Here is an 8,845-nt window from a genome sequence, read left to right on the forward strand (position 1 = left end):
TGCCGGCGGCGCCCAGCTTGGCGCGGCGGGCCGGGTCGGCGATCAGCCCGGACAGCGCGTCGGCCGCCGCCGGCACGTCGTCCGGCGGCACCAGGATCCCGGTCTCGCCGTCCAGGATCAGCTCCGGGATCGCCGAGACCGAGGTGGCGAGGCAGCACAGGCCGGTGGCCTGCGCCTCCATCAGCACATTCGGCAGCCCGTCGCGGTCGCCGTCGGCGGCGATGCGCGCGGTCAGCACGAACAGGTCGGAGTCGAGCAGCGCCGCCAGCACCGCATCCTGGGTCAGGGCGCCGCGCCACTCGATCCGGTCGGCGAGGCCGAGCCGCTTCGCCTGGGCCCGCAGCTCCGCCAGCAACGCGCCGCCGCCGATATGGGTCCAGTGCCAGGCCTGGCCGGGCGGCAGCGCCGCGAAGGCGTCGAGCAGCCGGTCGAAGCCCTTCTTCTCGACCGCGCGGCCGACCGAGATCAGCCGCACCGGGTCGTTCGGGTCGCGCCCGTCTCGGCGCGGCCGGGCGATCGGGTCGGGGAAGCGGCCGAAATCGAGGCCGTGATGCACCAGCGACACCCGCCCCGGCTGCGGCGCCAGCTTCGCCAGATAAGCGTGGTTGACCGCGGTGCAGGTGGCGGCCCAGCGGACCTCGGCCAGCTTCTCGCGCAGCTCCCACTCCGGCGTGGTCCAGATGTCCTTGGCGTGGGCCGAGACGCTCCAGGGCAAGCCGCGGATCAGCGCGGCGTAGCGGCCGACCGAGGCCGGGGTGTGCAGGTAGTGCACGTAGATCCAGGAGGTCTCGGGCGGCAGCTCCTGCGCCAGCACGCAGGCCTGGCCGAAGCGGCGCCAGCGGTTCGGCGTCGGGTCGCGCCGGTAGTCGCGGCGGAAGGCGGCGTAGGCGGCCGCATAGCCGGGCTGGCGCCGGGCCCAGTCGCGCGCCGCCGCCACCCGCGGCTGCTCCTGGTACAGGTATTCCGGCAGGTACAGCACCGGCGCGGTGATGCGGCGGTTGAGGTCGTGCACCTTGGTGTCGGTCGGATGGCGCAGCGACACGATCAGCTGGCGCTGGCCGAGCTGCTGCAGCCCCAGGATCTCCTGGGCGATGAAGGTCTCCGACAGCCGCGGATAGCCCTTGACCACGATGGCGGTCAGGCCGTCGCTCTGAACTCTCTCGGTCATGCTGTGCTCAGGCTGTCGCGCGGATCGAGGAGGGCGGGTCGATCGCGTCCATCGCCAGCCGGTCGACGGCGTCGAGTCCGTCGAGCAGGCCGGGGATGAAGCGGGTCGAGGGCAGCGGCTGGTCGGGCAGGGCTCGCAGCGCCCGCACCATCACCGCCGGGTCGCCCGGCCCGTCCTGGTCGAGCATGCTGACCAGGCCGAGCTCGGCAGCGCGGGAGGCGCGGATGTGCTGCTCCAGCCGCGGCCGCACCCGGGGCACCAGCAGCGCCCGCTTGTCGAAGGACAGGATCTCGCAGAAGGTGTTGTAGCCGCCCATGGCGACGACGCCGGCGGCGCGGATCATCAGATGCTCGATCCGGGCATCGAAGGTGATGACTTCGACATCGTCCAGCCTGGCGGCGCGGGCCATGAACTCGGCCTGCCGCTCGCGCTGCATGAACGGGCCCAGCACGATCAGCGCGGCGCAGGGCATGGTGCGGTCCAGCTCATAGGCCGACAGCACCCAGTCGACCAGGTCCTCGCCGTCGCCGCCGCCGCCGGGCGTGACCAGGATGTAGGGCTCGCGCAGCGACACCGCGTCGGCCGGCACGTTGCTCGGCGCCCGCCGGCGCAGATAGCCCGTGTAGGTCATCCGGGCGCGCACCGAGTCGGGCAGCTCGATGTCCTGCAGCGGGTCGCAGATCTCCGGCAGGCCGTAGATCCACAGCTGGTCGTACAGGCGCTCCAGCGCCGGCACGACGTTCTTGCGCTCCCATTCCGGGGCCAGCAGCGACGGCTCGTCCATCACGTCGCGCAGGCCCAGCACGGTGCGGGTGCCGCGGTCGCGCAGCATCTCCAGCGTCTGCTTGACCTCGCCGCGCAGGCCCAGCGGCTCCTTGTCGACGATGAACAGGTCGGGGTCGAAGATCGCCGCGGTGTGCTCGATGATCGAGGCGCGCATCGCCAGCGTCTCCTCGATGTCGATGTGCAGCGACAGCGAGGTGTAGTCGCCGTTGCGCAGCTTGATCACGCCGGGGATGCGGACGAAGTCGACCCGGCTGCGGAAGTCGAAGCTGCCGATGATCGGCGAGCCGGACAGGATCAGCACCGACAGGTCGCTGTGCCGCGCCACCAGGGCGTGCGCGATGGTGCGGCAGCGGCGCAGATGGCCGAGGCCGAAGCTGTCGTGGCTGTAGATCAGGATGCGGGCCTGAGCGGTACGCTTCGCCATGCAGCCTTGTCACCTGGCATCGGAACGGGCACGCGGGCGACCCCTGCCGCCCGGCGCGCTTTTAGCACGAAGGCTTCGGACCCGTCACCCGGACCCTTCGTCTCGCCGGCTTGTCCGCGGGGGGCGTGACCGCCGTCACATGCTTTTCGCCATCGAAAGTTCACGCTATGGTCCAGCCCGTGCCCGGCGAGGCTGGACCTGGATCGCGATGGATTCCAATATCTTCAAGTTCATCTTGCGGCACAGCCGCCGCGAGCAGGTCTATATCCTCATCATCACGCTGATTTCGTTTCCTTTTGTCTATTATTCGCTGGATCTGCCGAAGCAGATCGTCAACGGCGCCATCGACGACGGGTCGGCCAAGGATTTCCCGAAGGCGGTCTTCGGCTACCAGTTCGACCGGATCGAATACCTGCTGCTGCTGTCGTTCCTGTTCCTGGTGCTGGTGTTCATCAACGGCGGGTTCAAGCTCTACATCAACATCTACAAGGGCAAGCTGGGCGAGCGGATGCTGCGCCGGCTGCGCTACGACCTGTATTGCCGCATCCTGCGCTTCCCGCTGCCGCATTTCCGCAAGACCTCGCAGGGCGAGATGATCCCGATGATCACCTCGGAGGTCGAGCCGCTGGGCGGCTTCATCGGCGACGCCTTCGTCCAGCCGATCTGGTCGACCGGGACGCTGCTGGTCTACATCTACTTCATCTTCGTCCAGGACCCGATCCTGGGGGCGGCGGCGGTGGCGCTGTACCCGCTGCAGGGCTGGCTGATCCCGCGGCTGCAGAAGCGGGTGAACCAGCTGGGCAAGGAGCGGGTGCGCACGGTGCGCAAGCTGGCCGACCGGATCGGCGAATCCGTCTCCGGCATCACCGACATGCACGCCAACGACGCCACCGCCGTGCATCTGGCGGATTTCTCCGACCGGCTGGGGACGATCTACGACATCCGGTTCGAGATCTACAACCGCAAGTTCTTCATCAAGTTCCTGAACAACTTCATCAACCAGCTGACGCCGTTCTTCTTCTACGCGATCGGCGGCTGGCTGGTGATCCGCGGCGACATCCAGCTCGGCGCGCTGGTGGCGGTGCTGGCCGCCTACAAGGATCTGGCGGCGCCGTGGAAAGACCTGCTCGACTACTACCAGACCCAGGCCGACACCCGGATCAAGTACGAGCAGGTGGTGGAGCAGTTCCAGCCGCCCGAGCTGCTGCCGGTCGAGCGCATCACCGGCGACGAGGTGATCGAAGGGCCGCTGCCGAAGGAGCTCAGCTTCTCCGCCGTCGCGCTGGTCGACGACAGCGGCATGACGGTGATCGAGGGGCTGACCGCCGCCTTCCCGACCGACGGCCATGTCGCGGTGGTCGGTGCCGGGGTCGGCAAGGACGAGCTGATGCTGATGATGGCCCGGCTGATCGCGCCGACCAGCGGCAAGATCCGGCTCGGCGAGCACGATTACGAGACCCTGGCCGAGGCGGTGATCGGCCGCCGCTTCGCCTTTGTCGGCGCGCACAGCTACATGTTCACCGGCACGCTGCGCCAGAACCTGTATTACGGCCTGTGCCACCGGCCGCTGCGCGAGGCGCAGTACGACGACGACGCGGCGAAGCGCCGCCGGGCGCGGCGGGCGATGGAGGCGCAGGTGGCCGGCAACACCGATTTCGACATCAACGCCGACTGGATCGACTACCAGGCGGCCGGGGTGGAAGGGCCGGAGGCGCTGCAGGACAAGGCGCTGGAGATCCTGCAGGCGGTCGACATGGAGCAGGACGTCTACCGCATCGGGCTGAACGGCACGATCGACGCGGACAAGGCGCCCGAGATCGCCGACCGGGTGCTGGCGGCGCGCGTCTCGGTGCGCAAGACCCTGGCCGAGACCGATCTCGGCGACCTGGTCGAGCTGTACGATGCCGAGCGCTTCAACAGCTCCGCCTCGGTGGCCGAGAACCTGCTGTTCGGCACGCCGGTCGGGCCGGTCTTCGCCTATGACGCGCTGGCCGAGAACGACTATGTACTGTCGGTGCTGGAGCGCACCGGCCTGATGGAGGAGTTCGTCCGGGTCGGCGCCCAGATGGCCGAGACCATGGTCGAGCTGTTCGCCGACCTGCCGCCCGGCCACGAGTTCTTCGAGCAGTTCAGCTTCATCGGCTCGGAGGACCTGCCCGAGTTCCAGCCGATCGTGATGCGGGCAAAGAAGGAGGGCACGGCGGCGCTGCGGCCGGCCGACCGCACCCGCCTCTTGTCGCTGCCGTTCAAGCTGGTGCCGTCCCGCCACCGCCTGGGCGTGTTTGAGGCCGACCTGCAGCAGCGGCTCTTGGAGGCGCGCAAGGTGTTCGCCGCCGAGCTGCCGGAGGATCTGCGGCCGCATATCGAGTTCTTCGACGCCGAGCGGTTCAACGAGGCGGCGTCGCTGCAGGACAACATCCTGTTCGGCAAGATCCGCTACGGCCGGCCGGACGCGGCGGAGCGGGTGCAGAGCCTGATCCAGACCGTGGTCGACGAGGTCGATCTGCGCGACCGCGTGATCGCGGTCGGGCTCGACTTCTCGGTCGGTGTCGCCGGCAGCCGGCTGACCGCGGTGCAGCGGCAGAAGGTCGGCCTCGGCCGGGCGCTCCTGAAGAACGCCGACCTGCTGCTGCTGAACGAGGCCACCTCATCGCTCGACGGGGTGGCGCAGGGCCGGGTCCATCGCGCGATCCGCGAGCTGCGGGAGCACCGCGGCTTGATCTGGGGCGTGCATCGGCCCAGCATGGCCCGGGAGTTCGCCGACATCGTCGTGGTGCGGCATGGCCGCATCGTCGAACGCGGCGACTTCCAGACGCTGAACCGCAACGGCAGCGCGCTGCACGAATTGCTGGAAGCGGAGTAGAATGCCAACAGGGAGCTGGAGGACCGATCGGTGAGCCTTGCGGAAGAAGTCGAATTGCTGAAGCGGATTCCGCTTTTCGCCAATATCGACACGTCGAAGCTGAAGCTGCTGGCCTTCACCAGCGAGCGTGTCCGCTTCCCCGCGGGGCAGGTGCTGTGCCGGCAGGGGGAGATCGGCCGCGCCGCCTTCATCATCATCGACGGTGAGGCCGACGTGATCGTCGATGCCGAGACCGGCCCCCTGACCGTGGCCTCGGTCGGCCGCAACGACTTCGTCGGCGAGATCGCCATCCTCTGCGACGTGCCGCGCACCGCCACGGTGCAGGCGCGCACCGACCTCACCGCCCTCGTCATCGCCAAGGACCAGTTCTTCCGCATGATCACCGAATTCCCGCAGATGGCGATCGAGATCATGCGCGTGCTGGCGCTGCGTCTCGAACGGACCACCAAGGAAGCGGCCCGCGCCCGCCAGACGGCCTGACCCGAATCGTGAGCCGCCTCGACAGCTTCATCCGCCGGATGCAGGCGCAGCGCGCCTGCCTCGACTGGGCCGCACGCGCCATCGCCGGCCTGCCCGGCGACGTCATGGAACTCGGCCTCGGCAACGGCCGCACCTACGACCACCTGCGCGAGGCGCTGCCGGACCGCGCGATCTGGGTGTTCGACCGCCACATCGCCGCCCATCCCGGCTGCATCCCGCCGCGCGACCGCATGGTGCTGGGCGAGGTGCTGGAGACGATGCCCGGCTTCGTGGCGGCGCATCCGAAGGGCATGGCGCTGATCCATGCCGATCTCGGCACCGGCGACGACATCGCCAACCGGGCCCTGGCGGCGGCGCTGACCCCGTTCCTCGGCCCGGTACTGGCGCCGGGCGGCGTGGTCGTGGCCAATATCGGCTTCGCCGGCACCGGCTGGGAGGAGCTGCCCGAGCCCGACGGCGTCTCGCCCGGGCGCTACTACCTGTACCGGCGGCCGCTGGCGGGGTAGGCGTTTCCTTCACCCTGGTCTTGCCGATCGCTCTCCGACTTGACGCTGCGTAAGCGATCACTTACTGTAAGCCATGGCTTACGATAATGCGCTGGCTGCCTTGGCCGATCCGACCCGTCGGGCGGTGTTCGAGCTGCTGCGCACCGGTCCCAAGCCGGTCGGCCGCATCGCCGAGGGCCTGCCGGTCAGCCGGCCGGCGGTATCGCAGCATCTGAAGGTGCTGCGCGATGCCGGGCTGGTGGCGGATCGGGCCGACGGCACCCGGAGGGTCTATCACATCGACCCCAGGGGTCTGGGCGCCCTGCGGGCCTGGCTGGACCAGTTCTGGGACCAGGCCCTGGCCGCCTTCGCGGCCGAAGTCGACGACGTCCCGACGACAGAGGAGGAGAGCCGATGACACCGACCATCGCCGTCGCCCGCGTCCGCAAGAGCGTCCGGGTCAAAGCGGATCCCCGGCGCGCCTTCGAGATCTTCACCGCCGGCATGACCCGGTGGTGGCCGCGCCAGCACTCGATCGGCAGCTCACCGATCCAGGAGGTGGTGGTGGAGCCGCAGGCCGGCGGCCGCTGGTTCGAACGCGGCGAGGACGGCTCGGAATGCCAATGGGGTAAGGTGCTGGCCTGGGAGCCGCCCGCCCGCTTGGTCCTGGCTTGGCAGATCGACACTCAGTGGCGCTACGACCCGGATCTGGTGACCGAAGTCGAGGTGCGGTTCTCGGCCGACCGCGACGGCACGCTGGTGGAGGTGGAGCACCGGCTGGATGGCTATGGCGAGGCCGCGGACAAGATGCGGCAGCTCTTCGACGGCCCGGAGGCCTGGGAAACCACCCTGGCCGGCTTTGCGAAGGCGGCCGGGTAGGCCACCCCTCACACCTCGACGTCGACCACCACCGGCACATGGTCGCTCGGCTTCGGCTCCCAGCCGCGGGCCTCGCGCAGGGTGCGGTGGGCCTTCAGCCCGCCGGCCAGCGGCGGGGTGACCCAGATGTGGTCGAGGCGCCGGCCGCGGTCGGACAGCTGCCAGTCGGCGGCGCGGTAGCTCCACCACGTGTACAGCTTCTGGTCCGGCGGCACGAAGGTGCGAGCGCTGTCGACCCAGCCCAGCGTCGACTGCATCGCCGCCAGCTTCTCGACCTCGATCGGGGTGTGGCTGACCACGTCCAGGAGTTGCTTGTGCGACCAGACGTCGTGCTCCAGCGGCGCGATGTTCAGATCGCCGACCAGGATCATCTTCTGGTCGCGAGTCCGGTTCTGCGGCCACCAGGCCGTCATCTCGTCCAGGAACTGCAGCTTGTGCTTGAATTTCTCGTTCACCGCCGGGTCCGGGATGTCGCCGCCGGCCGGGATGTACAGGTTGTGCACCTCGACCCCGTCCGGCAGGCGGACGGCGATGTGGCGGCAATCCTCCTTGCCGCACCAGTGGCGGATCTCGTGGCTCTCGAAGGGCAGGCGCGAGATCACGGCGACGCCGTTGTAGCCCTTCATGCCGGCGATCGCGATGTGGCGGTAGCCGAGATCGACGAAGGGCTGGTGCGGGAAGTGGTGGTCCGGGGTCTTGGTCTCCTGCAGGCAGATGATGTCGGCCGCGGTCTCGTCGATCAGGCGCAGCACCAGCTCCTGGCGCAGGCGGACGGAGTTGATGTTCCAGGTGGCGATGCGCATGGGCCCTCTCTGCGATGCGGCCCGCGACCCTAGCGAAGCCCGGCAGGGTTGCCCAGCCCACTGCTAGATCGTTTGGACATGCGCTGGCGTGAGTCGGCGGGCGGGCCGGAGAATGATGTCGAATGTGCTCCGTGCGATCGCTTCGGCGTTGTAAACACGATGTTCACTTGTATTAATCTGCGATCATGTTCATGATACGTTCTATGGACACCGCGCAGACCGATTCGATTTCGGAGGCCCGGCCACTCCCGCGGAGGAGCGGGCGGCGCGGCATCTGCGCATGCTCGCCCGGGTGGCGGACGTCCATATGGAGATCATCGAGGCGACCCGCACCGAGGCGGTGGAGGCGCCGCAGCCCGGCGTCGACTATGGCCAGCGCATCGCGGTCATCACGAAGTCGCTGCGGCTGACCCTGCTCCTGGAGGACAAGTTCGCCAATCATCGCGACGAGCGGCGCAAGGCTGCGGCGCAGCGCGAGGCGGACCAGGAGGACTGGCACGAGCTTCGGGTGAAGCTGGCGATGATGGCGGCGGCCTATGAGGTGTCCGAGGACGAGGCGGAGGCCGACCGCCGCGCCGACGAGGTGAGCGAGCGTTTGGAGCGGCCGGAGGTGGCGGAGCTGGTGGAAGCCAGCCGGGCGGAGGTCGCGGTGGCGGCGTTGTGCCGGCGCTGGGGCTATCCGGTGCAGGTGGAGCGCTGGCTGGAGATGGCCGACGAGGCCATGGAGAAGCTGGGCTTCCTGCCGTCGGAGGACGACGATCCGCCCGAGGCCCCGCCCAAGCCTCGCCCGGCCTCCGCCCGCAAGCCCAGGCCGCCCGACACCGGGTAAGGTAGGTTGGGTTCGCGTTGGCGAACCCAACATCGCGCCGCCATCGCGGCCCCCGATCCTGTTGGGTTCGCTGCCGCGAACCCCCCCTACGGTGTGCCGAGCATGATCGACAGCTTGGAGGTGGAAGT

Annotated in this window: 9 protein-coding genes; 6 read left to right on the top strand and 3 right to left on the bottom strand. The window is 69.1% G+C overall.

Translation table 11 applies throughout. From position 1 onward, the window contains the following. On the bottom strand, positions 1-1,168 hold a 1,168-nt coding region (locus tag ACTOWL_RS36945), incomplete at its 3' end, for a glycosyltransferase family 4 protein (RefSeq protein ID WP_441326303.1). Between the two features lie 7 nt (positions 1,169-1,175). Next, a complete protein-coding gene (locus tag ACTOWL_RS36950; protein ID WP_441326304.1) occupies positions 1,176-2,378 on the bottom strand; it encodes a glycosyltransferase family protein in 1,203 nt (400 codons plus the stop codon). Between the two features lie 208 nt (positions 2,379-2,586). Between ACTOWL_RS36950 and ACTOWL_RS36955 the strand changes: the two genes are divergently transcribed. The 5 genes from ACTOWL_RS36955 (at position 2,587) to ACTOWL_RS36975 (ending at position 7,085) form a co-directional block, all read left to right on the top strand. Continuing rightward, positions 2,587-5,241, top strand: a complete 2,655-nt coding sequence (locus ACTOWL_RS36955) for an ABC transporter transmembrane domain-containing protein (protein WP_441326305.1) — start codon at positions 2,587-2,589, stop codon at positions 5,239-5,241. Positions 5,242-5,271: 30 nt separating this feature from the next. Continuing rightward, positions 5,272-5,721 carry a cyclic nucleotide-binding domain-containing protein gene (locus ACTOWL_RS36960; RefSeq protein WP_342234731.1) on the top strand — a complete coding sequence of 150 codons (450 nt, stop codon included), beginning with the start codon at positions 5,272-5,274 and terminating at the stop codon, positions 5,719-5,721. 8 nt (positions 5,722-5,729) lie between these two features. Further along, positions 5,730-6,227 (top strand): class I SAM-dependent methyltransferase, encoded by a 498-nt coding sequence (locus tag ACTOWL_RS36965; RefSeq protein WP_441326306.1) that lies wholly within the window; start codon positions 5,730-5,732, stop codon positions 6,225-6,227. Between the two features lie 73 nt (positions 6,228-6,300). Continuing rightward, positions 6,301-6,624, top strand: a complete 324-nt coding sequence (locus ACTOWL_RS36970; protein WP_441326307.1) for an ArsR/SmtB family transcription factor — start codon at positions 6,301-6,303, stop codon at positions 6,622-6,624. Further along, entirely contained in the window at positions 6,621-7,085 is a 465-nt protein-coding gene (locus ACTOWL_RS36975; RefSeq protein WP_441326308.1) for an SRPBCC family protein, read from the top strand. The genes ACTOWL_RS36970 and ACTOWL_RS36975 overlap by 4 nt, the downstream gene beginning before the upstream one ends. Before the next feature lie 8 nt (positions 7,086-7,093). Here ACTOWL_RS36975 and ACTOWL_RS36980 read toward each other — a convergent pair whose 3' ends face one another. Beyond that, positions 7,094-7,888 carry an exodeoxyribonuclease III gene (locus ACTOWL_RS36980; protein ID WP_441326309.1) on the bottom strand — a complete coding sequence of 265 codons (795 nt, stop codon included), beginning with the start codon at positions 7,886-7,888 and terminating at the stop codon, positions 7,094-7,096. Between the two features lie 280 nt (positions 7,889-8,168). Here ACTOWL_RS36980 and ACTOWL_RS36985 point away from each other — a divergent pair, with 280 nt between their 5' ends. After that, positions 8,169-8,717 (top strand): hypothetical protein, encoded by a 549-nt coding sequence (locus ACTOWL_RS36985; protein WP_441326310.1) that lies wholly within the window; start codon positions 8,169-8,171, stop codon positions 8,715-8,717. Positions 8,718-8,845: the final 128 nt, after the last annotated feature.

Source organism: Inquilinus sp. CA228, assembly GCF_052078665.1.
Taxonomy (GTDB): Bacteria; Pseudomonadota; Alphaproteobacteria; order DSM-16000; family Inquilinaceae; genus Inquilinus.